Origin of the sequence: Vogesella indigofera (assembly GCF_003633895.1) — a bacterium.
Lineage (GTDB): Bacteria > Pseudomonadota > Gammaproteobacteria > Burkholderiales > Chromobacteriaceae > Vogesella > Vogesella indigofera.
Genome location: NZ_RBID01000014.1, coordinates 134,147 through 158,331, shown reverse-complemented (window position 1 = coordinate 158,331; position 24,185 = coordinate 134,147). Strand labels below are relative to the sequence as shown.

24 protein-coding genes and 1 tRNA gene are annotated in these 24,185 nt (G+C 64.8%); 20 read left to right on the top strand and 5 right to left on the bottom strand.

Going from position 1 to position 24,185, the window contains the following annotated elements; genetic code table 11:
- Positions 1-20: 20 nt before the first annotated feature.
- Positions 21-578 (bottom strand): adenine phosphoribosyltransferase, encoded by a 558-nt coding sequence (locus tag C8E02_RS08885; RefSeq protein WP_047967779.1) that lies wholly within the window; start codon positions 576-578, stop codon positions 21-23.
- Between the two features lie 12 nt (positions 579-590).
- On the bottom strand, positions 591-1,886 hold the full coding sequence (locus C8E02_RS08880; RefSeq protein ID WP_047967780.1) for an NCS2 family permease: 1,296 nt from the start codon (positions 1,884-1,886) through the stop codon (positions 591-593).
- A 164-nt stretch (positions 1,887-2,050) separates the two neighbouring features.
- Here C8E02_RS08880 and gmk point away from each other — a divergent pair, with 164 nt between their 5' ends.
- The 11 genes from gmk to C8E02_RS08825 all read left to right on the top strand — a co-directional run bounded on the left by gmk (position 2,051) and on the right by C8E02_RS08825 (position 11,943).
- Positions 2,051-2,677 (top strand): guanylate kinase, encoded by a 627-nt coding sequence (gmk, locus tag C8E02_RS08875; RefSeq protein WP_047967781.1) that lies wholly within the window; start codon positions 2,051-2,053, stop codon positions 2,675-2,677.
- Positions 2,678-2,743: 66 nt separating this feature from the next.
- Entirely contained in the window at positions 2,744-2,950 is a 207-nt protein-coding gene (gene rpoZ / locus C8E02_RS08870; protein WP_047967782.1) for a DNA-directed RNA polymerase subunit omega, read from the top strand.
- A gap of 8 nt (positions 2,951-2,958) precedes the next feature.
- Positions 2,959-5,121, top strand: a complete 2,163-nt coding sequence (locus tag C8E02_RS08865; RefSeq protein ID WP_047967783.1) for a RelA/SpoT family protein — start codon at positions 2,959-2,961, stop codon at positions 5,119-5,121.
- A 2-nt stretch (positions 5,122-5,123) separates the two neighbouring features.
- Positions 5,124-5,327, top strand: coding sequence for a sulfur carrier protein ThiS (thiS, locus tag C8E02_RS08860; RefSeq protein WP_120810497.1), 204 nt, complete (start codon positions 5,124-5,126; stop codon positions 5,325-5,327).
- A gap of 23 nt (positions 5,328-5,350) precedes the next feature.
- The gene (locus tag C8E02_RS08855; protein ID WP_047967785.1) at positions 5,351-6,145 is read left to right on the top strand and encodes a thiazole synthase; all 795 of its coding nucleotides are present in this window, start codon (positions 5,351-5,353) and stop codon (positions 6,143-6,145) included.
- Positions 6,146-6,274: 129 nt separating this feature from the next.
- Positions 6,275-6,487, top strand: a complete 213-nt coding sequence (gene rpsU, locus C8E02_RS08850) for a 30S ribosomal protein S21 (protein WP_047967786.1) — start codon at positions 6,275-6,277, stop codon at positions 6,485-6,487.
- A gap of 105 nt (positions 6,488-6,592) precedes the next feature.
- Entirely contained in the window at positions 6,593-7,039 is a 447-nt protein-coding gene (locus tag C8E02_RS08845) for a GatB/YqeY domain-containing protein (RefSeq protein ID WP_047967787.1), read from the top strand.
- 10 nt (positions 7,040-7,049) lie between these two features.
- Positions 7,050-8,855: a DNA primase gene (gene dnaG / locus C8E02_RS08840; RefSeq protein ID WP_120810496.1), complete on the top strand. Its 1,806-nt coding sequence runs from the start codon at positions 7,050-7,052 to the stop codon at positions 8,853-8,855.
- A gap of 57 nt (positions 8,856-8,912) precedes the next feature.
- Complete coding sequence (gene rpoD, locus C8E02_RS08835) at positions 8,913-10,841, top strand: RNA polymerase sigma factor RpoD (protein ID WP_047967789.1); 1,929 nt, start codon at positions 8,913-8,915, stop codon at positions 10,839-10,841.
- A gap of 30 nt (positions 10,842-10,871) precedes the next feature.
- A tRNA-Ile gene (locus C8E02_RS08830) sits at positions 10,872-10,948 on the top strand.
- A 278-nt stretch (positions 10,949-11,226) separates the two neighbouring features.
- Positions 11,227-11,943, top strand: coding sequence for an alpha/beta hydrolase (locus tag C8E02_RS08825; protein WP_120810495.1), 717 nt, complete (start codon positions 11,227-11,229; stop codon positions 11,941-11,943).
- 43 nt (positions 11,944-11,986) lie between these two features.
- Here C8E02_RS08825 and C8E02_RS08820 read toward each other — a convergent pair whose 3' ends face one another.
- The gene (locus tag C8E02_RS08820; protein WP_170152130.1) at positions 11,987-12,874 is read right to left on the bottom strand and encodes a LysR substrate-binding domain-containing protein; all 888 of its coding nucleotides are present in this window, start codon (positions 12,872-12,874) and stop codon (positions 11,987-11,989) included.
- Between the two features lie 113 nt (positions 12,875-12,987).
- On the opposite strand from C8E02_RS08820, the gene C8E02_RS08815 reads away from it, so the two are divergent.
- The 6 genes from C8E02_RS08815 (at position 12,988) to C8E02_RS08790 (ending at position 18,893) form a co-directional block, all read left to right on the top strand.
- Positions 12,988-14,148 carry a methionine aminotransferase gene (locus C8E02_RS08815; RefSeq protein WP_120810493.1) on the top strand — a complete coding sequence of 387 codons (1,161 nt, stop codon included), beginning with the start codon at positions 12,988-12,990 and terminating at the stop codon, positions 14,146-14,148.
- A gap of 8 nt (positions 14,149-14,156) precedes the next feature.
- Entirely contained in the window at positions 14,157-14,966 is an 810-nt protein-coding gene (locus C8E02_RS08810) for a carbon-nitrogen hydrolase family protein (RefSeq protein ID WP_120810650.1), read from the top strand.
- Between the two features lie 29 nt (positions 14,967-14,995).
- Positions 14,996-15,757: a transporter substrate-binding domain-containing protein gene (locus tag C8E02_RS08805; protein ID WP_047967793.1), complete on the top strand. Its 762-nt coding sequence runs from the start codon at positions 14,996-14,998 to the stop codon at positions 15,755-15,757.
- Between the two features lie 218 nt (positions 15,758-15,975).
- Complete coding sequence (locus tag C8E02_RS08800; protein WP_047967794.1) at positions 15,976-16,740, top strand: transporter substrate-binding domain-containing protein; 765 nt, start codon at positions 15,976-15,978, stop codon at positions 16,738-16,740.
- 190 nt (positions 16,741-16,930) lie between these two features.
- Positions 16,931-18,070, top strand: a complete 1,140-nt coding sequence (alr, locus tag C8E02_RS08795) for an alanine racemase (protein WP_047967795.1) — start codon at positions 16,931-16,933, stop codon at positions 18,068-18,070.
- The gene (locus C8E02_RS08790; RefSeq protein ID WP_047967796.1) at positions 18,030-18,893 is read left to right on the top strand and encodes a LysR substrate-binding domain-containing protein; all 864 of its coding nucleotides are present in this window, start codon (positions 18,030-18,032) and stop codon (positions 18,891-18,893) included. Before alr ends, C8E02_RS08790 begins: the two co-directional genes overlap by 41 nt.
- Positions 18,894-19,036: 143 nt before the next feature.
- Here C8E02_RS08790 and C8E02_RS08785 read toward each other — a convergent pair whose 3' ends face one another.
- Both C8E02_RS08785 and C8E02_RS08780 read right to left on the bottom strand, forming a co-directional pair.
- Entirely contained in the window at positions 19,037-19,819 is a 783-nt protein-coding gene (locus C8E02_RS08785; protein ID WP_120810492.1) for a DODA-type extradiol aromatic ring-opening family dioxygenase, read from the bottom strand.
- Between the two features lie 68 nt (positions 19,820-19,887).
- Positions 19,888-20,298: a DoxX family protein gene (locus C8E02_RS08780; protein WP_047967809.1), complete on the bottom strand. Its 411-nt coding sequence runs from the start codon at positions 20,296-20,298 to the stop codon at positions 19,888-19,890.
- Between the two features lie 121 nt (positions 20,299-20,419).
- Here C8E02_RS08780 and C8E02_RS08775 point away from each other — a divergent pair, with 121 nt between their 5' ends.
- The 3 genes from C8E02_RS08775 to C8E02_RS08765 all read left to right on the top strand — a co-directional run bounded on the left by C8E02_RS08775 (position 20,420) and on the right by C8E02_RS08765 (position 24,181).
- Positions 20,420-21,325, top strand: a complete 906-nt coding sequence (locus C8E02_RS08775; protein WP_120810491.1) for a LysR family transcriptional regulator — start codon at positions 20,420-20,422, stop codon at positions 21,323-21,325.
- 118 nt (positions 21,326-21,443) lie between these two features.
- Positions 21,444-23,216 carry an ABC transporter substrate-binding protein gene (locus tag C8E02_RS08770; protein WP_120810490.1) on the top strand — a complete coding sequence of 591 codons (1,773 nt, stop codon included), beginning with the start codon at positions 21,444-21,446 and terminating at the stop codon, positions 23,214-23,216.
- A 26-nt stretch (positions 23,217-23,242) separates the two neighbouring features.
- Positions 23,243-24,181 carry an ABC transporter permease gene (locus tag C8E02_RS08765; protein WP_120810489.1) on the top strand — a complete coding sequence of 313 codons (939 nt, stop codon included), beginning with the start codon at positions 23,243-23,245 and terminating at the stop codon, positions 24,179-24,181.
- Positions 24,182-24,185: the final 4 nt, after the last annotated feature.

Genomic DNA, 24,185 nt, shown 5'->3' with positions numbered 1-24,185 from the left:
CGTGTCAGCTCACACGGCGCTCAGTGGCCGTCGAACGAGCACACCGTGAACAGCGGAATGTTCAGCTCGCGCATCAGCTCGCCGCCGCCCAGCTCCGGCAGCTCGATGATGCCGGCGGTCTCGACCACTTCCGCGCCGAGACGCTGCAGCAGCTTGTAGCCGGCCATCATGGTGCCGCCGGTGGCGATCAGGTCGTCGATCAGCACCACGCGGTCGCCCGGCTTCACCGCGTCGGTATGCATCTCCACCGTGGCGTTGCCGTACTCCAGCTCGTACTCCTCGGCCACGGTGGTGAACGGCAGCTTGCCCTTCTTGCGGATCGGCACGAAGCCGACATTCAGCTCGTAGGCCAGCACCGAGCCGATGATGAAGCCGCGCGCGTCCAGCCCAGCCACCATGTCGATGCGCTCGCCCATGTAGCGGTGCACGAAGATGTCGATCAGCATGCGGAAGGTTTTCGGATTCTGCAGCAGCGGCGTGATGTCGCGGAACATCACCCCTTCGCTCGGCCAGTTCGGTACGGTGCGGATCCAGCCCTTCAGGTAGCGGGAGTAATCCAGGTTGCTCAGGTTTTCCATCAATTCAATGCCTTAGTGGAAGAATGCCAGTTTCACGACCCACAGTCCGGCAATCACCAGCACCGCCGGCTTCAGGTCGGCAAAGCGGCCGGCCAGGATCTTGATCACGGCGTAGCTGATGAAACCGAAGGCGATGCCGTCGGCAATGGAGAAGGTGAACGGCATCGCCACCGCGGTCATCACCGCCGGCGCCGATTCGGTCAGGTCGTCCCAGTCGATCTCGGCCAGGCCGCGCGTCATCAGCACCGCGACGTAGCACAGCGCCGGCGCGGTGGCGTAGGCCGGCACCGTCTTGGCCAGTGGCGAGATCCACAGGCAGGCGAGGAACAGGATCGCCACCACCAGCGCGGTGAGGCCGGTACGGCCACCGACGGCGGTGCCGGCTGCAGATTCAATATAGGCGGTGGTCGACGAGGTGCCCATCGCCGCGCCGGCGGTAATGGCGATCGAGTCGGCCATCAGCGCGCGCTTCAGCCGCGGCAGCTTGCCATCCTTGTCCAGCAGGCCGGCACGGTGCGACACGCCGACCAGGGTGCCGGTGGTGTCGAACAGGTCGACAAAGAAGAACACGAAGATCACGCCCAGCAGACCGGCGGACAGCGCCCCCTCCAGATCCATCTGCATGAAGGTCGGCGCCATGCTCGGCACCGGCGCGAACAGGCCTTCGAAATTGGACAGCCCCAGTGTCACCGACAGCACCGTCACCGCCAGGATACCGATGATGATGGAGCCCGGCACGCGGCGGTATTCCAGCGCCACGATGATGAAGAAGCCGAGGATGGCGAGCAGCACTTTCGGGTCGTGCAGGTTGCCCAGCGTCACCAGCGTAGCCGGATGATCGGCCACCACACCGGCATTCTTCAGCGCGATGATGGCGAGGAACAGCCCGACACCGGCGGAAATGGCGAACTTCAGCGACTGCGGAATGGCGTTGACGATCGCCTCACGCACCTTGAACAGGCTCACCGCCAGGAACACGATGCCGGAGATGAACACCGCGCCCAGCGCCGCCTGCCACGGCACGCCCATGCCCTGCACCACGGTGAAGGTGAAGTAGGCATTCAGGCCCATGCCCGGCGCCAGCGCGATCGGGTAGTTGGCGACCAGCGCCATGATGCCGGTGCCCAGCGCCGCCGCAAGGCAGGTGGCCACGAAGACGGCATTGAAATCCATGCCGGTGAGCGACAAAATCGCCGGGTTGACGATGACGATGTAGGCCATGGTCAGGAAGGTGGTAAAGCCGGCGATGACCTCCGTTCTCACGTCGGTGCCGTGCTCTTTCAGCTTGAAAAAGCTTTCCAGCAGCATCTTGTTCTCCCTCAAATTACGCAGATAAGTTTCTGACAAAACGCGCGATTTTAACTGAAACGGTTGTTTCACGCTCGGCGAGATACACGGCTGCGCGGCACTTAACCAACAATGCCCCTTGTGGTATCCTGAAATATTATTTCCGATCGTTGGCAGGAAGCCTCATGTCGCAAACAAACGGCACGATTTTCATCGTGGTCGCCCCGTCCGGAGCCGGCAAAACCTCGCTGGTCAGCGCGCTGCTGCAAGCTGAGCCCAGTGTCGAACTCTCCGTGTCCTATACCACCCGCGCCCCGCGCCAGGGTGAAGAAAACGGCAAGCACTACCACTTTAGCGATCGCGCCACGTTCGAAAACATGATCGCCACCGGTGATTTCCTCGAGTACGCCGAGGTCTACGGCAACTACTACGGCACCAGCAAGCGCTGGCTGCGCGAAAGGTTGGCCGCAGGCCGCGACATCCTGCTGGAGATCGACTGGCAGGGCGCGCGCCAGGTGCGCGAGGTGTTCCCGGACGCGGTATCGGTGTTCATCCTGCCGCCGTCGATCGCGGTACTGGAAGCCCGCCTGCGCGGCCGCGCCACCGACAGCGAGGAGGTCATCGCCCGCCGCCTGTCCGAAGCGCGTGCCGAGATCGATCAGGTCGCCGAGTACGACTACCTGATCGTCAACGACGATTTCGAACAGGCGCGCCTCGACCTGATCAGTGTCATCCGCAGCCAGCGCTTGCGCGGCGAGCGGCAATGCCGTCACCATCAGGCAGCGATTGCCGCGATGCAGACGCCGGCCTGATACTTGCAGATCCGCTGCCACAACCCCATTATTTTTTGCACCACCTCACCAGGGAGACACCCATTCATGGCCCGCATTACTGTTGACGACTGCCTGGACCGTATCCAGAACCGCTTTGACCTGACCCTGGCCGCATCCTACCGCGCCCGCCAGGTTGCCTCCGGCGCCACCACCTTCGTGGAACAGGGCCGCAACAAGCCGACCGTGGTCGCGCTGCGCGAAATCGCCGCCGGCCACATCGGCCGCGAGATCCTGACCCGCAACAAGTCGTAAGCCGCAACATGAGCCAGGACAGCGCCGCCGAACACATCGACTACAACGCCCTCGTTGACGCCGAGGCGGCGGCCCTGTTCGACGCGGCCAACCAGTACCTGCGCCCGGAGGACGTGCAGCTGCTGCGGCAGGCGTTCGCCACCGCGCGCGAGGCGCACGAAGGCCAGACCCGCAAGAGCGGCGAGCCCTACATCACCCACCCGCTGGCGGTGGCGGCGATGCTCACCGACTGGCGCCTCGATGCGCAGGGCTTGGCCGCTGCGCTGATGCACGACGTGCTGGAAGACACCGGCGTCAGCAAGCCGACGCTGAGCGAGAAGTTCGGCCGCACCATCGCCGACCTGGTCGACGGCCTGTCCAAGCTGGAACGGCTGGAATACCAGACCAAGGAATCGGCGCAGGCGGAGAACTTCCGCAAGATGGTGCTGGCGATGGCGCGCGACATCCGCGTCATCATCGTCAAGCTCGCCGACCGGCTGCACAATATGCGCACCCTCGACGCGATGCGCGAGGACAAGCGCCAGCGCATCGCGCTGGAAACGCTGGAAATCTACGCGCCGATCGCCAACCGCATCGGCCTGAACAAGGTCTATCGCGAGCTGCAGGACCTGGCGTTCAAGCATCTGCACCCGCACCGCTACAGCGTGCTGTCCAAGGCGGTACGCGCCGCGCGCGGCAACCGCCGCGAAGTGGTCAACAAGATCCTGCAAGCCGTCACCCAGAAACTGGGCGAGGCCAATATCGAGGCCACCATCAAGGGCCGCGAGAAGAACCTGTACAGCATCTACAAGAAGATGCAGGAAAAGCACCTGTCGTTTTCCGAGGTGCTCGACATCTACGGCTTCCGCATCGTGGTCAAGGACAACGCCAGCTGCTACCTGACGCTGGGCGCGCTGCACAGCCTGTACAAGCCGATCCCCGGCAAGTTCAAGGACTACATCGCCATCCCCAAGGGCAACGGCTACCAGAGCCTGCACACCACCCTGTTCGGCCCTTACGGCACGCCGGTGGAGATGCAGATCCGTACCCAGGAGATGAACGCCGTCGCCGAGGCCGGCGTCGCCTCGCACTGGATGTACAAGTCCGGCGACGCCAGCATTGATGCCGCCAAGCAGCGCACCCACCAGTGGCTGCAGAGCATCCTCGACATGCAGGAAGAAAGCGAAGACGCGATCGAATTCCTAGAACACATCAAGATCGACCTGTTCCCGGACGAAGTCTACGTCTTCACCCCGAAGGGCAAGATCATGGTGCTGCCGCAAGGCTCCACCCCGGTCGACTTTGCCTACGCGGTGCACACCGACATCGGCCACCGCTGCATCGCCGGCCGCGTCAACTTCAACCTGGTACCGCTGCGCACCGTGCTGCGCAACGGCGACACCGTCGAGATCATCACTTCGACCCAGGCCAAGCCCAACCCGTCGTGGCTCAACTTTGTGCAGAGCGGCCGCGCCCGTTCCGGCATCCGCAACTACCTGAAAACGCTGCAGCAGAAGGATGCGGTGCAGCTGGGCGAAAAGCTGCTGCGCCAGGCGGCCAGCGCGCTGTCGCCGACGCCGCTGGACATCTCGCCGAAGCTGGAAGACAGCCTGCTGCACGCGCTGGGCGAACGCCAGCGCAGCTTCAACGACCTGCTGGCCGATATCGGCACCGGCAAACAGCTGGCAATCGTGATCGCGCGCAAGCTGTTCGAGCTGTCCGGCGAACAGCTGGGGCAGACCCCGGACGTCGGCCCGGTCACCATCCGCGGCAACGAGGGCGGCGCGGTGCAACTGTCCAGCTGCTGCAACCCGATCCCGGGCGACGCCATCATCGGCGCGATCAGCAAGGGCCAGGGACTGCTGGTACACCGCAAGGGCTGCGGCAATGCCGCGCGCATCGACCCGGAAAAGCTGCTGGAAGTGAACTGGGAGCCGCAGAAGGATCGCATGTTCGGCGTCAACATCAGCGTGCTGGCGCACAACCAGCGCGGTGCGCTGGCCGAAATCGCCGCCGCCATCTCGCAGGCCTCGGCCAACATCGAAACGGTCGACACCCAGGAAAACCACGGTGGCGACGGCTTCATCCACATCCACTTCCGCCTGCAGGTCGACAACCTGATCCATCTGGAAAACGTGCTGACCGCGATCCAGCAGGTCAATGTCGTGCAGCAGGCCGAACGACGCCAATAACCATGACCACGCTCATCATCAATGGCGAGATGCGCCAGTTTGACGAGATCGGCACGCTGGACGCGCTGATCGACACCCTCGCCCTGCGCGGCAAGCGCATCGCCATCGAACACAATGGCGAAATCGTGCCGCGCAGCCAGCATGCGCACACCCGGCTGAGCGATGGCGACACGCTGGAAGTCGTCGTTGCCGTTGGCGGCGGCTAACCTACCCCAAGGAGAAAGATACCGTGCAGGACGCTCTGACCATTGCAGGAAAATCCTATCAATCGCGACTGCTGGTAGGCACCGGCAAATACCGGGATTTCCAGCAGACCGCCGACGCTCTGGATGCCTCCGGCTGCGAAATCGTCACCGTCGCCATCCGCCGCGTCAACCTGGGACAGACTGCCGGCGAACCGAACCTGCTGGACTTTCTGCCGAAAAACCGGTATACACTGCTGCCCAACACGGCGGGCTGCTACTCGGCAGACGATGCCGTGCGCACGCTGCGCCTGGCGCGCGAACTGCTGGACGACCACCGCCTGGTGAAGCTGGAAGTGCTGGGCGACCCGAACAATCTGTATCCCAATATGCGCGAAACCCTGAAAGCCGCGGAAACGCTGGTGAAGGAAGGTTTCGATGTCATGGTGTACACCTCGGATGATCCGATTGCCGCACGCGAGCTGGAACAGATCGGCTGCTGCGCCATCATGCCGCTGGCCAGCCTGATCGGCTCCGGCATGGGCATCCTCAATCCGTGGAACCTGCAACTGATCATCGAACAGGCCAATGTGCCCGTTCTGGTCGATGCCGGCGTCGGCACCGCATCCGATGCCGCCATCGGTATGGAATTAGGCTGTGACGGTGTGTTGATGAACACCGCCATCGCCGCAGCACAAGACCCCGTGCGTATGGCACGGGCAATGAAACTTGCTGTCGAAGCAGGCCGCGAAGCCCATCTGGCGGGCCGCATGCCTCGACGCTTTTATTCGGCGACTCCGTCTTCGCCACTCGAGGGGGTGATTTCTTCCCGCAAGGGATGATGCATTCAGGCACACAAATACCCTTTGCCCTGCATCAGGCTTTTACAAAAGCTACGACGTTGTTTACAATACTCATTTTCCTCGGGGCGGTTTTACGCCTCAAGCCAAGATTTTAAGGACCTTCGCTAAATGCCGAATATTCGCGTTAAAGAGAACGAGCCGTTCGAAGTTGCCATGCGTCGCTTCAAGCGCGCGATCGAAAAAACCGGTCTGCTGACCGAACTGCGTGCTCGTGAGTTCTACGAAAAGCCAACTGCAGAACGCAAGCGCAAGAAAGCGGCTGCCGTTAAGCGCCACTACAAGCGCATCCGCAGCCAGATGCTGCCACCGAAGCTGTACTAAGCTTCCCGGTTGTACGCATGAAGACCGCAGGCCTGTCCTGCGGTTTTGCCATTTATACGTTGGCCGCATGCGACCAACGTTTCCCCCTCAAGTACGGACACGATCATGAGCCTGAAAGCACGCATCCAAGACGACATGAAATCGGCGATGAAAGCCCGCGAAACCGAGCGCCTGGCCGCCATCCGCCTGCTGATGGCCGCGATCAAGCAAAAGGAAGTCGACGAGCGTATCGAGCTGGACGACGCCGCCATCACCGCTGTGGTCGACAAGATGCTGAAACAGCGCCGTGACTCGATCAGCCAGTACGAAGCCGCCCAGCGCCAGGACCTGGCCGACAAGGAAAAGGCGGAAATGGCGGTGCTGATGGCCTACCTGCCGCAGCAGCTGAGCGAGGCCGAGATCGACACCATGATCGAAGGCGCCATCCTCAGCAGCGGTGCCGCCGGCATGCAGGACATGGGCAAGGTGATGGCGCTGCTGAAGCCGCACATGGCCGGCCGTGCCGACATGGCCGCCGTCTCCGCCCGCATCAAGGCAAAGCTGGCAGGCTGACCCCCGCCGGATGATCCCGCAGGATTTCATAGACCAGTTGCTGTCCCGCGTCGACATCGTCGACGTGGTGGATCGTTACGTCCCGCTGAAAAAGGCCGGCCAGAACTACATGGCCTGCTGCCCGTTCCACAAGGAAAAATCGCCGTCCTTCACCGTCAGCCCCAGCAAGCAGTTCTACCACTGCTTCGGCTGCGGCGCGCACGGCTCCGCCATCGGCTTCGTGATGGAGTACCAGGGGCTGCCGTTTGTCGACGCGGTGAAGATGCTGGCCGAAGGCATCGGCCTGCCGGTGCCGGAAGAGCGTGCGGCCAACCCCGAGGCCAGTCGCGCGGCGCGCGAGAAGAAGCTGTCGCTGGAAGACGCACTGGAACAGGCCGCCCGCTACTACAAGCAGCAGCTGAAACAGGCGCCGGTCGCCATCGACTACCTGAAGGGCCGCGGCCTGACCGGCGAAGTCGCCGCCCGCTTTGCCCTGGGCTACGCCCCGGACAACCGGCAGAACCTGGCCAGCGTGTTTCCCGAATACCTGAGCCCGGTGCTGGCCGAGTGCGGGCTGGTCATCGATGCCGAGGACGGCGGTCGCCGCTACGACCGCTTCCGCGAACGGGTGATGTTCCCGATCCGCAACCAGCGCGGCGGCATCATCGGTTTCGGCGGCCGCATCCTGTCGAAAGACAAGGCGCCCAATGCGCCGAAGTACCTGAACTCGCCGGAAACGCCGCTGTTCGAAAAGGGCCGCGAGCTGTACGGCCTGTACGAGGCGCGCCAGGCCATCCGCGACGCGAATGTCGTGCTGGTGGTGGAAGGCTATATGGACGTGGTGGCGCTGGCACAGTACGGCGTGGCGTACGCGGTGGCCACCCTCGGCACCGCCACCACCGGCGAGCACGTGCGCAAGCTGCTGCGCCACGCCGACCACGTCTATTTCTGCTTTGACGGCGACAAGGCCGGGCAGAAGGCGGCGTGGCGGGCGCTGGAAAACAGCCTGCCGCAGCTGGTCGACGGCAAGGCACTGCACTTCCTGTTCCTGCCACAAGAGCACGACCCCGACAGCTACATCCGCGAGTTCGGCCGCGAGGCCTTCGAGGCCGCGCTGAAAGAACAAAGCGTGCCGCTGTCGGCGTATTTCACCCAGGAGCTGACCTCGCGCGTCGACATGAGCACCCCAGAAGGGCGTGCCGACCTGGTCCGTCAGGCCAAGCCCCTGTTGGAACAGATTGCCGCCCCCACCTTGGGCTATATCATTAAAAAGAGGCTGGCCGAACTGGCCGGCATGGATGTCGACGAATTTGACATGCTCACCGGACACAGCCGTCCGGAGCGCAAGGGGCGACGCGATTACCAGCTACCTGAACAGTCGAACCGCCCCGGCAGCAGCTCGATGGTGCGCAAGCAGATCAAGTGGCTATTGATGAACCCCGCGTGGGCGCACGATGTCCTAGTAAGTGACAATCGGCCCTACGAAAACGAGATGGCCACCCTGGTGGCCATCGTGGAAGCAATACAGGCCAGTGACAGCGAACTGACGACAGCACGACTGGCAGAATTTTTCCGGCACAGCCCACACGAGCTCACGATCGACTCAGTCCTGTTGGACACCATGCGCGAACCGGAAGAATTCTCCAACCCGGATCAGAACGACCGCGAAAACTTCCGGCTGGGCTTTATCCGCCTGACCGACCGTTACGACGACGACCTGATCTCCGGCCTGTCGGCCAAAGGCTACGAACACCTGAGCAGCGAGGAGTTACAACTGCTGCGTACCCTGCTTGCAAGGAAGCTGGCGCCCTCCGGCGCGGCCCCCCGCAACGGGTGATACCGAGTTGTGATATAATCAATTGTTTTTTTCGGCTTTTTTTGAGCAGGAAACCAAATGGCGGCTTCTCCCGACATCAAGAAACAGAATAACGAACCGGCAACCGAGCCAATGAGCATCGAAGAACAGCGCAAGCGGCTTCGTATGCTCATTGCCTTGGGCAAAGAGCGTGGCTATCTCACCTACGCCGAGATCAACGACCACCTGCCCGAGGACGTCTCCGACACCGAGCAGATCGAGAACATCGTCACCATGATTGGCGGCCTGGGCATCCAGGTCTATGACGAGGCACCGGACGCAGAAACCCTGCTGATGTCCGACTCGACGCCAGCGGTGGCCGATGAAGACGCGGTGGAAGAAGCGGAAGCCGCGCTATCGTCCGTGGATGCCGAATTCGGCCGCACCACCGACCCGGTGCGCATGTACATGCGCGAAATGGGTTCGGTCGAGCTGCTGACGCGCGAGGGCGAAATCGTCATCGCCAAGCGTATCGAAGAAGGCCTGAAGAACATGATTCAGGCCATCTCGGCATGCCCGGGCTCCGTGGCACAGGTACTCGGCCTGATCGCCAAGGTTGAAGCCGGCGAGATGCGCATCGATGAGATCATCGAAGGCATCATCGACCCGAACGCCGAAGAAGCCACCGAAGAAGTCCCGTTCGCCGAGCCGGCCTCCGACGAGGAACTGGACGAGGATGAAGAGGAAGAAAGCGAAGAGGACGAAGAAGCCAACCAGGCACGCATCAACGAAGCCAATCTGGAAGAGTTGAAGCAGCAGGCACTGGCCCACTTCGCCGAAGTTCGCACCCTCTACGACCAGTTGCTGAAAACGCTGGCCAAGCACGGCTTTGGCAGCAAGCAGTACAACGAGGTGCAGGACGCGATTTCCGCGCAGTTCATGCTGGTGCGCTTCTCCACCCGCCAGATCGAGAGCCTGTGCGAGAGCCTGCGCAGCAGCGTCAACGACATCCGCAAGCTGGAACGCGAAATCCTCGACATCTGTGTCAGCCGTGTGCGCATGGACCGCAAGCACTTCGTCAGCCAGTTCCCGGGCAACGAGTGCAATCTGGACTGGGTCGAGCGCGAAATCGCGGCCGGCAAGCCCTGGTCCGACGTGCTGTCGCGCTTCAAGTACGCGATCATCGAGAAGCAGAGCAAGATCGCCGAGCTGCAGACGCTGTCGATGCTGACCATCAACGAGCTGAAGGAAATCAATCGCCAGATGTCGTCCGGCGAGACCAAAGCTCGCCTCGCCAAGCGCGAAATGATCGAGGCCAACCTGCGTCTGGTGATCTCCATCGCCAAGAAGTACACCAACCGCGGCCTGCAGTTCCTCGACCTGATCCAGGAAGGCAACATCGGCCTGATGAAGGCGGTGGACAAGTTCGAATACCGTCGCGGCTACAAGTTCTCGACCTACGCCACCTGGTGGATCCGTCAGGCAATTACCCGCTCCATCGCCGACCAGGCACGTACCATCCGCATTCCGGTACACATGATCGAAACCATCAACAAGATGAATCGTATCAGCCGTCAGATCCTGCAGGAAACCGGTCGCGAACCCGACCCGGCCGAACTGGCAGAGAAGATGGAAATGCCGGAAGACAAGATCCGCAAGATCATGAAGATTTCCAAAGAGCCGATCTCGATGGAAACCCCGATTGGTGACGATGACGACTCCCATCTGGGCGACTTCATCGAGGATTCGGTGACCGTGGCACCGGCGGAAGCGGCGATGTACTCCAGCCTGCGCGATGCGACCAAGGAAGTGCTGGACTCGCTGACCCCGCGTGAAGCCAAGGTCCTGCGCATGCGTTTCGGTATCGACATGAATACCGACCACACGCTGGAAGAAGTCGGCAAGCAGTTTGACGTGACGCGCGAGCGGATTCGCCAGATCGAAGCCAAGGCGCTGCGCAAGCTGCGCCACCCGACCCGTTCCGAGCGCCTGCGCAGCTTCCTCGACAACGAGCCGGGCAACCAGTAAGCCAATATCCTGCTATAATGGCCGCCGTTTGGGCCTTTAGCTCAGTTGGTTAGAGCAGAGGACTCATAATCCTTTGGTCGCGGGTTCGAGCCCCGCAGGGCCCACCACAAGAAATCAAGGACTTACAGATCACTCTGTAAGTCCTTTTTCTTTGTTGCCCGCCACCGCACCGCGCCGGTCAGCACCAGCCGGCGGCGGCGCCCGGACAGCACCGGCCACGCGATGAACACGGCCCCTCCCCCGCGGCAGCCACTCGGCCGCAGTTCGATTCTTTCCTGTATGGCAATAATCCGTTTCGTCCATCGCTGTTTATCCCTGGCCAGTCCGGCCGCAGAATCGGGGTCATCCGCCAGCAATGGCGCCGCCGTTTAGCCGAGGAACGCCAATGCACAGCCAGCCACCCCACCAGCCCCTTTCTTCGCAGCAGCCATCGGCACTGCGCCAGAATGCCGCCTCCGGTCTGCACTACCGCGTGCTGCAGGCCGACACGGCCACCGCGCCGCAACTGTTGCTGCTGCTATTGCATGGCGTGGGCGGCAACGAGGGACAGCTGGCCGCGCTCGGGCAACAGCTGGATGCCCGGGTTCGGGTGGTGCTGGTGCAGGCGCCGCTGGCTTTCGGTCCCGGCCAGTTCGGCTGGTTCCAGGTCAGCTTTGGCGCACAAGGGCCGACGATCAACCCGGCGCAGGCGGAAGCCAGCCGCCAGCAGCTGCAGCGGCTGGTGGCCAGCCTGCAGACGGAATGCGGGCTGGACGCGGCGCAGACGGTCATCGCCGGCTTCAGCCAGGGCGGCATCATGAGCGCAGGGCTAGCGCTGACGTCATCGCAGCTGGTCAGCGGCTTCGGCCTGCTGGCCGGCCGCATCCTGCCGGAAATCGCACCGCTGCTGGCCGCGCCGCAGGACCTGGCGACGCTGGCCGGCTTCATCTCGCACGGCGAGTTCGACGACAAGCTGCCGCTGGCGTGGGCAGAAAAAGCCGAACGCTGGCTGAACGAGCTGGGCGTACCGCACCAGCTGCAGCGCTACCCGGCCGGCCACCAGCTGACCGCGCCGATGGTGCAGGACTTCTGCCGCTGGCTGGTCGCGCGCTGGCTGCACTGAGCCGTCAGCCGGCCACGAGCAGGCGCCATGCGCCCATCAGGATTCAGGCCACCAGCGCGATGCGTTGCTGGAACCACTGCTGCAGCCGCAGCGCCGCGGCGGCCGGCGCCTGTTCCGGCAGCAGCAGTACATAGCCGTAGCCGCTGTCCAGGCAGCTGGCGAACGGCGCGATCGCCTGCCCGCTTTTCAGCTCTTCCGCCAGCAGGGTGACGTCGCCGAGGGTGACGCCGAAGCCCTGCAATGCCGCACTCATCGCCTGGTCGAGGGTGTCGAACACGGTGCCGCTCATCAATGCAGGCTGCCGCTCGCCGTTGGCCTGCAGCCATTGCCGCCAGTCGCGGCGGTCGGCGGACGGGTGCAGCAGCGGATAGGCGGCCAGCGCCGCCGGGCTGTCCAGCTTGCGGCCAACCTGTGCCAGCAGCGACGGCGCCAGCACCGGCGTCAGCCGCTCGGCGAACAGCACCACGCCGCGCTCGCCGACTGCAGCCAGCGGCCGGTAGACGATGGCCAGGTCGTAGTTCTCGCGGGCGAAGTCGATGTCGTGGGCGTGCACCCCGCTGAGCTGCACGCTGATCTCCGGCGCTTCGTCGGCAAAAGCACGCAACTGCTGCAATAACCAGCGCGCAATGCAGCTGGGCGCCTTCAGCCGCAACGGTGCGCTGGCTGCCGCCGCCTCCGCCACCCCCTTGTCGAGCAGGCCCAGCGCCTGCTGCACGTAACCGAGCAGGCACTCGCCCTGCACCGACAGTTTCAGGCTGCGCGCGTAGCGGTGGAACAGCGGGTAACCGAGGTGCGCCTCCAGCTGCGCCATCTGCTTGCTGACCGCGCCCTGGGTCAGGCACAGCTCGTCGGCGGCGCGGGTGAAGCTCTGGTGACGGGCGGCGGCCTCGAACAACGACAAGGCGTACAGCGGCAGATTGCGGCGCGACATCGCGGCCTCCATGACTGAAAAATTCTCAGCCATAACATGCCGATAAATCGTTTGTCGCACAAGGGGCAGTGGCGTTCAATGGACGCCAGATACCACAACCGGCCCCACAGATCATGCACAACTCCGTCACCGTCCCCTCCAAGCTGCCGCACGTCGGCACCACCATCTTCACCGTGATCGGCCAGCTGGCCGCCAAACACCAGGCCATCAACCTGTCGCAGGGCGCGCCCAACTTCCCGTGCAGCACCGATCTGGTGCGCTATGCGCACGAGGCGATGCAGGCCGGCCACAACCAGTACGCACCGATGAGCGGGCTGCCGCTGCTGCGCGAGGCGATCGCCGCCAAGGTGGAAACGCTGTACGGCCAGCGCTACGACGTCGACGACGAGGTGACGGTGATGGCCAGCGCCAGCGAGGCGCTGTTCTCCAGCATCGCCGCGCTGGTGCATCCCGGCGACGAGGTGATCGTGTTCGAGCCGGCCTTCGACAGCTACATCCCGATGATAGCCCTGCAGGGCGCCACCCCGGTGGTGATCAAGCTGGCGGCACCCGAGTTCGCCATCCCGTGGGACGAGGTCGCCGCCCGCATCACGCCGCGCACGCGCATGATCCTGCTCAACACCCCGCACAATCCGACTGGCACCGTGCTGTCTGACACCGACATCGCCCGGCTGGAGGCGCTCACCGAGGGCAGCAACATCATCATCCTGTCCGACGAGGTATACGAGCACGTGGTGTTCGACGGCGCACTGCACCACAGCATGAGTCGCCACCCCAGGTTGGCCGCACGTTCGGTGGTGGTGACCTCGTTTGGCAAGACCTTCCACGTCACCGGCTGGCGCGTCGGCTACTGCCTGGCGCCCAGGGTGCTGATGGACGAGATCCGCAAGGTGCACCAGTTCGCGATGTTCGCCGCCGATACCCCGATGCAGTACGCGCTGGCGCGGCTGATGGCGGAGCCGGCGCACTACCTCGGCCTGTCCGACTTCTATCAGCACAAGCGCGACCTGCTGAGCCGGGCGCTGGCGGATTCGCCGCTCAAGCTGATCCCGAGCCAGGGCAGCTTCTTCATGCTGGCCAGCTTCGGCCACCTGACGGACGAGAGCGACAGCGACTTCGTGCAGCGCCTGATCGTCGAGCACGGCGTGGCCACCATTCCGGTGTCGGCGTTCTACCGCGACGGCACCGACCAGCGCGTGATCCGCCTGTCCTTCGCCAAGGACGACGTCACCCTGCTCGCCGGCGCCGAGCGCCTGTGCCGGATCGGAGGCTGAGCATGACGATGCAGACACTGACCGCCGCCGCCATCCAGATGGTGTCCGGCGACGACCTTGCGGCCAACCTTGAACGGGCCGAGGCGCTGCTGGCCGACGCCGCGGCGCAGGGCGCGCAGTTCGTCGCGCTGCCGGAGTACTTCTACCTGATGCCGGCCGACGAGCGCGCGCGGCTGGCGCTGGCCGAGCCGTTCGGCGCCGGTCCGCTGCAGCAAAGGTTGGCCGCCGCCGCCGCCCACCACGGCGTCTGGCTGCTGGCCGGCACCCTGCCGCTGGCGGGCACGCAGCCGGGGCGCTTCTGCAACAGCAGCCTGCTGTTCGGCCCGCAGGGGCAGTGCGCGGCGCGCTACGACAAGACCCATTTGTTCGGTTTTGACGACGGCCGCGAACGCTACGCCGAGGCCGACACCATGCAGGCCGGCGACACCGTCGTCAGCGCCGCCACGCCGTGGGGGCCGACGCGACTGTCGGTGTGCTACGACCTGCGCTTCCCCGAGCTGTACCGCCAGGCGCCGGCCCCGGTGCTGATCACCGCGCCGGCGGCGTTCACCCACACCACCGGCCTCGCGCACTGGGAACTACTGCTGCGCGCCCGCGCGGTGGAAAACCTCGCCTTCGTGGTGGCGCCCGGCCAGGGCGGCGTCCACCCCGGCGGCAAATGCACCTTCGGCCACAGCATGATCGTCGACCCGTGGGGGCAGGTACTGGCCTGCCACGCCGAGGGCGAGGGCATCGCGCTGGCGACACTCGATTTCACCGGGCAACAGACCTGGCGCAGCCGCCTGCCGGCGCTGCAACACCGTCGTTTCATTGGATAAGCACCATCAAAGCGTCTCAAGGAGAAAACATGAAACTCAAGCACCTGATCCTGACTGCCAGCCTGCTGGCCCCGTTCGCCAGCCACGCCGCCGAGCCGCTGCGCATCGCCACCGACGCCACCTACCCGCCGTTCGAGTATGTCGACGCCAGCGGCAAGGTCGCCGGCTTCGAGGTCGACTTCGCCTACGCGCTGTGCAAGGCGATGGCCACGCCGTGCGAGGTGGTCAACCAGCCGTGGGACGGGCTGATCCCCGGCCTGCAGGCGAAGAAGTACGACGCGATCATGTCGTCGATGAACATCACCGACAAGCGCCGCCAGGTGGTGGACTTCAGCAAGGTGTACTACCTGATGCAGAACCGCTTTGTCGCACGCAAGGGCACGCAGCTGACAGCCGATCTCAAGGACAAGGTGATCGCGGTGCAGACCGGCACGCCACAGGACAGCTACGTGACCCAGTACTTCAAGGCCGCCAGCGTGAAACGCTATGTCAACGCGCAGGATCCGATGCTGGAGCTGACTTCCGGCCGCGCCGACTTCACCTTCGGCAACACCGTGCAGCTGCAGAAGGGCTTCCTCGATACCGCGGCGGGCAAGGCGTTTGCCTTTACCGGCCCGGTATTCGACGGCCGCAAGGACAAGATCCTCGGCGAAGGCGTGGCGGTGGCGCTGCGCAAGCAGGACGGCGAGCTGAAACAGCGCCTCAACAAGGCCATCGACCAGGTGAAGGCCAGCGGCGAATACGCGGCGCTGCTGAAGAAGCACCAGCTGGACGGCCTGCTGGAAGACTAAGCCGCCCCGCCTACCCCCCGACAACACCGGCCGCGCGCCGGTGTTTTGCCGTCTGCGGCCAACCTTGGTCCTGCCCTTCTCCGTGCGGCGCAGCATGAATTTCTCTCATGCACCGATCGCCATAAATCATTTGTTCCGCAGCCGCCAGATCATTAGCCTGACTTCAACGGCACCGGCACCGCCGCCAACACCAAACCAAGAAACAATCGGAGATCACCATGAACTGCAACAAAGTCCTCGCGCTGTCCCTGTTGTGCTCCCTGCCGCTGCTGGCCAATGCCCAGACCGTGCGCATCGTTACCGACGTCAGCTACCCGCCGTTCTCCAAGGTCAACCCGGACGGCAGCATCGTCGGCTTCGATCCGGACATCGCCCGTGCCATCTGCACCGAGGCCAAGCTGCAGTGCGAAGTCAGCACCATGGACTTCGACGGCATCATCCCGGCGGTGCAGGCCAAGAAATACGATCTGGCCATCGCCTCGATGAACATCACCCCGGAGCGCGCCAAGGCGGTCGACTTCAGCGACATGTACTTCAACATCCCCGGCCGCCTGATCGCCAAGTCCGGCACCAAGATCGACGACAAGTGGTTCAAGGGCAAGACCATCGGCGTGCTGCGTACCTCGGTACAGCGCGAGGAAGCCACCGCCAAGTGGGTACCGAAGGGCGTCAAGCTGAAGCTGTACGGCAAGGTCACCGACAGCTTTCTTGACCTCAGCAACCAGCGCCTGGACGCGGTCTACCTCGACGCCAACGTCGGCGACGAGGACTTCCTGAAGAAGCCGATGGGCAAGGGCTATTCCTTCGTCGGCCCGGTATACAACGATCCGAAGTACTACATGGGCTCCGGCATCGCGGTGCAGAAGGGCAACAAGGAGCTGCTGGCCAAGGTGAACACCGCGCTGAAGAAGATCATCGACAACGGCACCTACAAGCAGGTGCAGAACAAGTACTTCAGCTACGACATCTACCCGTTCAAGTAAGAGCGTGTTCACGATCTGGCGCGCTCACGCGAGACAAGGCGAAAACGGCTGAGGAAGCGGCATTTATCCAGACATCAACCGCATGCCGAAGCCGTACTCACCGCGTAGCGTTTCACGAAGCGCAGCGAATCGTGATGATTTTTACTGAACCGACCGCCGGGGCGCCCTGCCCCGGCACGAAAGACCCGCCATGACCCGCACCGCCTACGCCGAAATCAACCTCCCCGCCCTGCGCCACAACTACGCCATCGCCAGGCAGCAGCTGCCCGGCACCCGGGTGTGGGCGGTGGTGAAATCCAACGGCTACGGCCACGGCCTGTTGCGCGTGGCGCAGGCGCTGCCCGATGCCGACGGCTTTGCGCTGATCAACCTCGACGACGCCATCGCGCTGCGCCACGCCGGCATCCACGCGCCTATCCTGCTGCTGGAAGGCGCCATCGAGGCGCGCGAGCTGGACGAGGCGCACGCCTGGCAGCTGGACGTGGTGCTGCGCTCCGAGCACCAGCTGCAGTGGCTGCGTGCCTGCGGCCTGCCGCTGCGGGTGTGGGTCAAGGTCAATACCGGCATGAACCGCTTCGGCTTCGTGCCGGAGCGCGCCATCGAGGTGGTGCAGCAATTGCAGCAGGACGGCATCTGCGAGGTGGCCGGGCTGATGACGCACTTCGCCTGTGCCGACGATCTGGCGATCCGGCTGGATGCGCCGTGGCAGCGCTTCATGCAGGTGGTCACCACCACCGGGCTGCCGTTTACCGCGGCCAACAGTGCCGCCACCCTGCGCGCGCCGCTGACTCACGGCGCCGCGGTGCGCTTGGGCGGCCTGCTGTACAACAACAACCCGTTCTACCCCGACACCAGCCTGTGGCCGGCCGGCATCCTGCCGGCGATGCGCTTTGCCGCGCGCATCGTGCACATCGGCGAGCTGGCCGCCGGCGACAGCATCGGCTACGGCGCCGCGTTTACCGCCGAGAAGCCGATGCGCATCGGCATCGTCGGTGCCGGCTACGGCGACGGCTACCCGCGCGCGGCACCAAGTGGCACCCCGGTGCTGGTCAACGGCCAGCGCGTGCCGCTGGTCGGGCGCGTGGCGATGAACGTGCTGGCGATCGACCTGTCCGCGCAGCCGCAGGTGGGCATCGGCGACGAGGTCACGCTGTGGGGCGACCCGGCGCTGAGCTGCGACGAGATCGCCTGGCGCTGCGGCACCATCAGCGAAGAATTGCAGTGCGCATTGACGAGCCGGCTACCGATACGGCAGATTGTGGCCGATAGCCACCCGCGCCCGCTGCCCGATGACCAAACTGCCCCCGCTCAATGCCTTGCGTATCTTTGAGGCGGTTGCCCGCCTGCAAAGCTTCACCAAAGCCGCCGACACGCTGTACCTGACGCAAAGCGCGGTCAGCCATCAGGTGCGCAACCTGGAAGAACACTTCGGTTTTCCGCTGCTGGTGCGCAGCCAGCGCGGCATCACGCTGACGCCGGAAGGCGCCACGCTGCAGCACGGCCTGCACGAAGCGATCCAGAAGATCAGCGAAACCTGCGAACAACTCAACCAGCGCCAGCACAGCATCCGCATCAAGTCGCCGCCGTCGATCGCGGTGCGCTGGCTGGTGCCGCAGCTGCAGCATTTCAAGGAACAGTTTCCCGATCTCGACATCAGCGTCAGCACGGTGTGGGAGGAGAAGCCCGCCTTCGACTGGGGGCTGTTCGACATGGCGATCCAGTACGGCGACGGCAACTGGCCGGGGGTCAGCGTGCAGCTGCTGCACCAGGAGGTGCTGACCCCAGTGGCGGCGCCGTCGCTGCTGGGCGGCGCGCTGACACTGGCCGAGGACGCACTGGCGCAGTATCCGCTGATCCACACCAGCCGCGACCGTCACGACTGGCAGCTGTGGCTGGCGGCGCCGTGGCCGAAGGGACAGAAGGAATTGCTGTTCGACGCCGACGTGATGGGCATCGAGGCGGCGCGGCACGGGCTGGGCATCGCTCTGGTCGATCCGCTGATCGTGCAGGACGCGCTGCGCGACGGCAGCCTGGTCACTCCCTGCCCGCGCAGCGTGCACAGCGGCAAGGGCTACTACTTGGTGCTGCCGCCGCACGACCGCCACCTGCGCCGCGTGCAGCCACTGGTGCAGTGGCTGCAGCAGGCGATCTGAACTCGGCGCTGTTCTGCCGTGCTTTGTTGATACCTGTTAAATAGCATCCAGGAATGCGCGTTCAGCACCGCTAAACGCCGCTTCCCCCGGCCGTTTTCGCGGGGCTCGCACTCGCCCGCGAGACCGCGCACACGCGCTAAAACTCAGGCCGCCGCGCCGTCGAACGCCCAGGCGTCCATCGCCAGCGCCCCCAGCTCGATGCCGCGGTGCAGGCTGCGGCCAACCTTGCCCTTGGCCGCACCAAGGGCAAAGAACAGCGGCAGCAGGTGTTCGTCGCTGGGGTGGTTCTGCTTGGCAAACGGTACCCGCGCCTCCCAGTCCAGCAAGGCCTCGATATCGTTGTCCAGCAAGCGCTGCGCCATCCAGTCGGCAAACGCCTTCGCCCACGGCTGCTCCGGGCCGCCGGCGCGCGACAGCTCGTACAGATTGTGCGTCATGCTGCCGGAGCCGATGATCAGTACCCCCTGCTCGGCCAGCTGCGCCAGCGCCAGCCCCAGCTGGTAGTGCGCGCGCGCGTCCTGCCGCGGCAGGGTGCTGAGGGTGATCACCGGGATGTCGGCCTGCGGATACATCGCCAGCAGCGGCACCCACGCGCCGTGATCCAGCCCTTCGGCGCCGTCGTGACGGGCGCTGATGCCCGCCGCCGCCAGCAGCGCCATCGCCTCGGCCAGCACCTTGTCGTCGCCCGCCGCCGGATACTGCAACTTGTACAGCTCGCGCGGGAAGCCGCCGAAATCATGCACCGTGCCCCAGCGCGGGCTGCTGCCCAGCAGCGGCTGCAGCGCGAGGTAGTGCGCGGACATCATCAGGATGGCGCGTGGCCGCGGCAGGCTGTCGGCGTGAGCGCGCCATACCGCCGGTGCCGGCGAGCCGTTGATCAGCACATCCGGACCGCCATGGGACAGAAACAAGGGAGCGAAGAACATGGTGCGTTACCTGTAGCAAGGGCGGCGCCACACTGGCACCGCCGTCGGGATCATCGTGATGGGCTGAATCAGCCTTTTTTGTAGCCGACCGGCTTCAGCGCCGCGGCTCCGTCGCCGAGCAGCACCTGCACCACGGCCGCCACCACCAGGAAGGCCGGATATTCCCAGCCACCGCCCTGATTGCTGAACACCCAGCCGTTGCCACCGTGGCCGAGCACGCCGGCGCCGATCAGCAGTGGAATCAGGGCCAGCGCCACCGGACGGGTGGCCACCCCCAGCAGCAGCAGCACGCCGCCACCCAGCTCGGCGGCGATGGTGAGGTAGGCGAAGATCGCCGGCAGCCCCAGCGAGGCGAAGTAGCCGACGGTGCCGGCCGGGGTGAACACGAACAGTTTCAGCGCGCCGTGCGCAACGAACATCAGGCCCAGTGCCAGACGCAGGATCAGGGCGGCGTAAGGAGCGGTACGTTGGTCGATCATGATGGTTTCCTTCGGGTGGGTGTGGCGCCACGCGCTGTGGCGATGACTGCATTAAACACCTTGCCAGAGCGCGAATAAACGGCTATTCATGCAATGAATTGCTAACTATAAAGAAACAATCATGGACAAGCTGGTGGCCTTACGGGTGTTTCACAGCATTCACGACAGCGGCAGCTTCGTCGCCGCGGCGGCGCGGCTGGAGATGTCCACCGCCATGGTCAGCAAATACCTCGGCGCGCTGGAACAGGAACTGGGCACTCGCCTGATCCAGCGCACCACGCGGCGGCTGGCGTTCACCGAGGCCGGGCTGGACTACGCACGACGCACCGCGCTGGTGCTGGCGCAGCTGGAAGAGGCCGACGCCGCCGCGATGCAGCAGAGCGTGGAGGCGCGCGGCACGCTGCGGCTGGCGGCACCGCTGTCGTTCGGCATGCGCTACCTCGGCGAGTGGCTGGCCGAGCTGCGCTGCCGCCATCCGCTGCTGCAGGTGGAGCTGGAGCTGTCCGACCGCCAGGTCGACCTGGTGGAGGACGGCTTCGACCTCGCGCTGCGCATCAGCACCCAGCCCTTGGGCGGCGGCCTGATTGCGCGGCCGCTGGGGCGCATCGACATGCTGCTGTGTGCCGCACCGTCCTACCTTGCGGCCAACCCTGCGCCGCAGACGCCGGCCGACCTCGCCCGCCACAGCTGCCTGCGCTACCAGCAGGGCAACCAGCCGCAGGTGTGGCGCTTCTGGCACGGCGACGAGGAAATCGCGGTGGCGGTGGACGGCCCGCTGCAGAGCAATAACGGCGACGTGCTGGTCAGCGCCGCGGTGGCCGGCATGGGCATCCTGCTGCAACCGCGCTTCCTGCTGGAGGACGCACTGCAACGCGGCCAGCTGCAGCCGCTGCTCGCCGACTACCGCACCCGCAGCGCCGAGGTGTACGTGGTGTACCCGGCGCGGCGCTACCTGCCGATGAAGGTGCGGGTGCTGATCGAGCTGCTGCAGGACATGCTGGCGCGACTGGCGCCGGCCGCGCGCTGACACGCTGCGCCGGCGCGCCGTTTGCTTTTCCCTTGGCCGCAACCGCACCGCCCGACGGCAGCGCACGCGCAAAAGCCGGCATTTGTTGCCAGAATAGAAAGAAACCCGAGGAGCCGACATGAACCAACACGCCCTGCTGGCCACCCTGGCCGCCCTGGTGCTGCTGCCGGCGCAGGCCGCCGACATGAACAAGGTGCTGCGCGTGGCGCTGAACGCGCCGGAAACCGGCTTCGATCCGGCCAAGGTCTCCGACCTGTACTCCAGCACCGTCACCGAGAACATCTTCGATCCGCTGGTCACCTACGACTACCTGGCGCGGCCGGCGAAGCTGATTCCCAATACCGTCAGCGCGCTGCCCACCATCTCTGCCGACGGCAAGGTGTACACCTTCCGCCTCAGGCCCGGCATCCATTTCGCCACCGATCCGGCCTTCAAGGGCAAGAAGCGCGAGCTGACCGCCGCCGACTACGCCTACAGCATCAAGCGCCACCTCGACCCCAGCATCCACTCGCCGTGGAGCTTCCTGGTCGACGGCCGCTTTGTCGGCGGCAACGAACTGGTGAAGGCCGCCGGCAAGGGCGCGCTGAATTACGACGCGCCGCTGGCAGGCATCAAGGTGCTCGACCGCTACACGCTGCAGCTGACGCTGACCGCCACCAATTTCAATTACCTGCCGATCCTGGCGATGCCGGCGTTCGGTGCGGTGGCACGCGAGGTGATCGAGGCCCACCGCGACAACACCAACGCCCACCCGGTCGGCACCGGCCCCTACCTGTTGAAGGAGTGGAAACCGGGCAGCAGGATCGTGCTGGAGGCCAACCCGGGCTTTCGCAAGGTGGTGTTCAATGCCACGCCGGGTAACGACCCGGTAGACAAGGCGGTGGTGCAGGCGCTGCAGGGCAAGACCCTGCCGCAGCTTGGCCGCATCGAGATCTCCGTCATCGAGGAAGAACAGCCGCTGTGGCTGTCCTTCCTCAACCGCCAGCTGGACGTCAGCGGCATCCCGCAGGCCGCGCTGCAAAGCGCGCTGGTGATCGACCCGAAAAACCCGCTCAAGGTGCGGCTGGCCGAGCAGTACGCGCGGCAGGGCATCCAGCTGCAGCGCCAGCTGCTGCCGGAGGTCACCTTCCACTTCTTCAATATGCAGGACCCGGTGGTCGGTGGCGACAGCAAGGACAAGATCGCGCTGCGCCGCGCCATCGCGATGTCGTTCCCGGTCAGCGAGGCCATCGCCAGCATCCGCCGCGGCCAGGCGGTGCCGATGAACTACATCGTGCCGCCCGGCGTGGCCGGCCACAACCCGGCCTTCCGTGGCGCGCCGAAGTTCGATCCGGCGGCGGCCAACGCGCTGCTGGACCGCTTCGGCTATCGCGTGGGTAGCGACGGCTACCGCACCCGCCCGGACGGCAAGCCGCTGGCGATCGAGCTGGCCTGCGGCACCAGCGCGCTGGACAAGCAGTGGAACGAGTACTGGCAGAAGACCTTCGACACGCTGAAGATCCGCCTCGGCTTCCGGCAGGGCAAGTGGAACGAGCTGTCCAAGGCCAACCACCAGGGCAAGCTGCAGATGTGGGGCATGGCCTGGGGCGCCGACTACCCGGACGGCGAGAACTTCATGCAGCTGCTGTACGGCAGGAATGCCGGCGACTCCAACGCCGCCGACTTCAAGAATGCCGACTACGACCGCCTGTTCGAGGCCTCGCTGAAACTGCCGCACGGCTCGCAGCGCAACCAGCTGTACGACGCGATGAACAAGATCGCGGTGGCGCAGCAGCCGTGGATCTTCGGCGACATCCGCATGCGCAGCACGCTGGCGCACTCGTACGTGAAGGGACTGAAGCTGCACCCGCTGCTAAACACCAGCTGGCGCTACCTGGACCTGCAGAAATGAACGGCCGCGCGGCCGGAGGATAAATCATGCTGGCTTATATCGTCCGCCGCGTGTGGCAGATGGTGCCGACGCTGTTCGGCGTGATGCTGCTGCTGTTCGTGCTGTTCAACTGGGTGGGCGGCGATCCGTCCTACATCCTCGCCGGCAAGAACCTCAGCGCGGAGGCGCTGGCCGGCATCCGCCAGCAGCTGGGGCTGGACCTGCCGCTGCCGCAGCAGTTCCTGATCTTCATGCGCCAGGTGCTGACGCTGGACTTCGGCACCTCGTGGTCGACGCAGCAGCCGGTGTCGGCGCTGCTGCACAGCCGCATCGGGCCGTCGCTGCTGCTCACCGGCAGCATCCTGCTGCTGGGCACCGTGCTGGCGATAGCCATCGCCGCGCTGGTCGCCTACCTGCGCGGCAGCGTCACCGACCGGCTGGTGACGCTGATCGCCACCTGCGCGATGTCGGTCAGCGCGCTGGTGTACATCATCGCCGGCCAGTACTGGCTGGCGTTCAAGGGCGGCTGGTTCCCGATCATGGGCTGGAGCGACAGCACGCTCGACAACCTGCTGCACTACCTGCCGCTGCCGCTGCTGCTGGGGGTGATCGTCGGCCTGGCGCCGGACATCCGCTTCTACCGCAGCTGCTTCGTCGAGGAACTGGGTCACGACTACGTGCGCACTGCGCGCGCCAAAGGCCTGTCCGAGCCGGTGATCATGCTCAAGCACGTGCTGCGCAACGCGATGATCCCGGTGGTGACCTCGCTGATGATGTCGCTACCCTACCTGATGATGGGTGCCATGCTGCTGGAGACCTTCTTCGGCATTCCCGGCATGGGCAAGGAGGTAGTGATGGCGGTGGAGCGCAGCGATTTTCCGGTGATCAAGGCGATCACCATCTACATCGCGCTGGCCACCATGCTGTTCAACCTGCTGACCGACATCGTTTACAAGCTGATCGACCCGCGCGTGCAGCTACACTGACACC

Excerpts from the sequence above, each read along its gene's own strand:
- rpoZ (WP_047967782.1), top strand. The coding sequence starts at position 2,744 with ATGGCCCGCATTACTGTTGACGACTGCCTGGACCGTATCCAGAACCGC.
- C8E02_RS08775 (WP_120810491.1), top strand. The coding sequence starts at position 20,420 with ATGGACAAGCTGGTGGCCTTACGGGTGTTTCACAGCATTCACGACAGC.
- alr (WP_047967795.1), top strand. The coding sequence starts at position 16,931 with ATGACCCGCACCGCCTACGCCGAAATCAACCTCCCCGCCCTGCGCCAC.
- C8E02_RS08815 (WP_120810493.1), top strand. The coding sequence starts at position 12,988 with ATGCACAACTCCGTCACCGTCCCCTCCAAGCTGCCGCACGTCGGCACC.
- C8E02_RS08820 (WP_170152130.1), bottom strand. The coding sequence starts at position 12,874 with ATGTCGCGCCGCAATCTGCCGCTGTACGCCTTGTCGTTGTTCGAGGCC.
- C8E02_RS08845 (WP_047967787.1), top strand. The coding sequence starts at position 6,593 with ATGAGCCTGAAAGCACGCATCCAAGACGACATGAAATCGGCGATGAAA.
- C8E02_RS08880 (WP_047967780.1), bottom strand. The coding sequence starts at position 1,886 with ATGCTGCTGGAAAGCTTTTTCAAGCTGAAAGAGCACGGCACCGACGTG.
- C8E02_RS08765 (WP_120810489.1), top strand. The coding sequence starts at position 23,243 with ATGCTGGCTTATATCGTCCGCCGCGTGTGGCAGATGGTGCCGACGCTG.
- C8E02_RS08770 (WP_120810490.1), top strand. The coding sequence starts at position 21,444 with ATGAACCAACACGCCCTGCTGGCCACCCTGGCCGCCCTGGTGCTGCTG.
- rpsU (WP_047967786.1), top strand. The coding sequence starts at position 6,275 with ATGCCGAATATTCGCGTTAAAGAGAACGAGCCGTTCGAAGTTGCCATG.
- C8E02_RS08825 (WP_120810495.1), top strand. The coding sequence starts at position 11,227 with ATGCACAGCCAGCCACCCCACCAGCCCCTTTCTTCGCAGCAGCCATCG.
- C8E02_RS08805 (WP_047967793.1), top strand. The coding sequence starts at position 14,996 with ATGAAACTCAAGCACCTGATCCTGACTGCCAGCCTGCTGGCCCCGTTC.
- dnaG (WP_120810496.1), top strand. The coding sequence starts at position 7,050 with ATGATCCCGCAGGATTTCATAGACCAGTTGCTGTCCCGCGTCGACATC.
- C8E02_RS08785 (WP_120810492.1), bottom strand. The coding sequence starts at position 19,819 with ATGTTCTTCGCTCCCTTGTTTCTGTCCCATGGCGGTCCGGATGTGCTG.
- C8E02_RS08865 (WP_047967783.1), top strand. The coding sequence starts at position 2,959 with ATGAGCCAGGACAGCGCCGCCGAACACATCGACTACAACGCCCTCGTT.
- gmk (WP_047967781.1), top strand. The coding sequence starts at position 2,051 with ATGTCGCAAACAAACGGCACGATTTTCATCGTGGTCGCCCCGTCCGGA.
- thiS (WP_120810497.1), top strand. The coding sequence starts at position 5,124 with ATGACCACGCTCATCATCAATGGCGAGATGCGCCAGTTTGACGAGATC.
- C8E02_RS08800 (WP_047967794.1), top strand. The coding sequence starts at position 15,976 with ATGAACTGCAACAAAGTCCTCGCGCTGTCCCTGTTGTGCTCCCTGCCG.
- rpoD (WP_047967789.1), top strand. The coding sequence starts at position 8,913 with ATGGCGGCTTCTCCCGACATCAAGAAACAGAATAACGAACCGGCAACC.
- C8E02_RS08780 (WP_047967809.1), bottom strand. The coding sequence starts at position 20,298 with ATGATCGACCAACGTACCGCTCCTTACGCCGCCCTGATCCTGCGTCTG.
- C8E02_RS08810 (WP_120810650.1), top strand. The coding sequence starts at position 14,157 with ATGCAGACACTGACCGCCGCCGCCATCCAGATGGTGTCCGGCGACGAC.
- C8E02_RS08885 (WP_047967779.1), bottom strand. The coding sequence starts at position 578 with ATGGAAAACCTGAGCAACCTGGATTACTCCCGCTACCTGAAGGGCTGG.
- C8E02_RS08790 (WP_047967796.1), top strand. The coding sequence starts at position 18,030 with ATGACCAAACTGCCCCCGCTCAATGCCTTGCGTATCTTTGAGGCGGTT.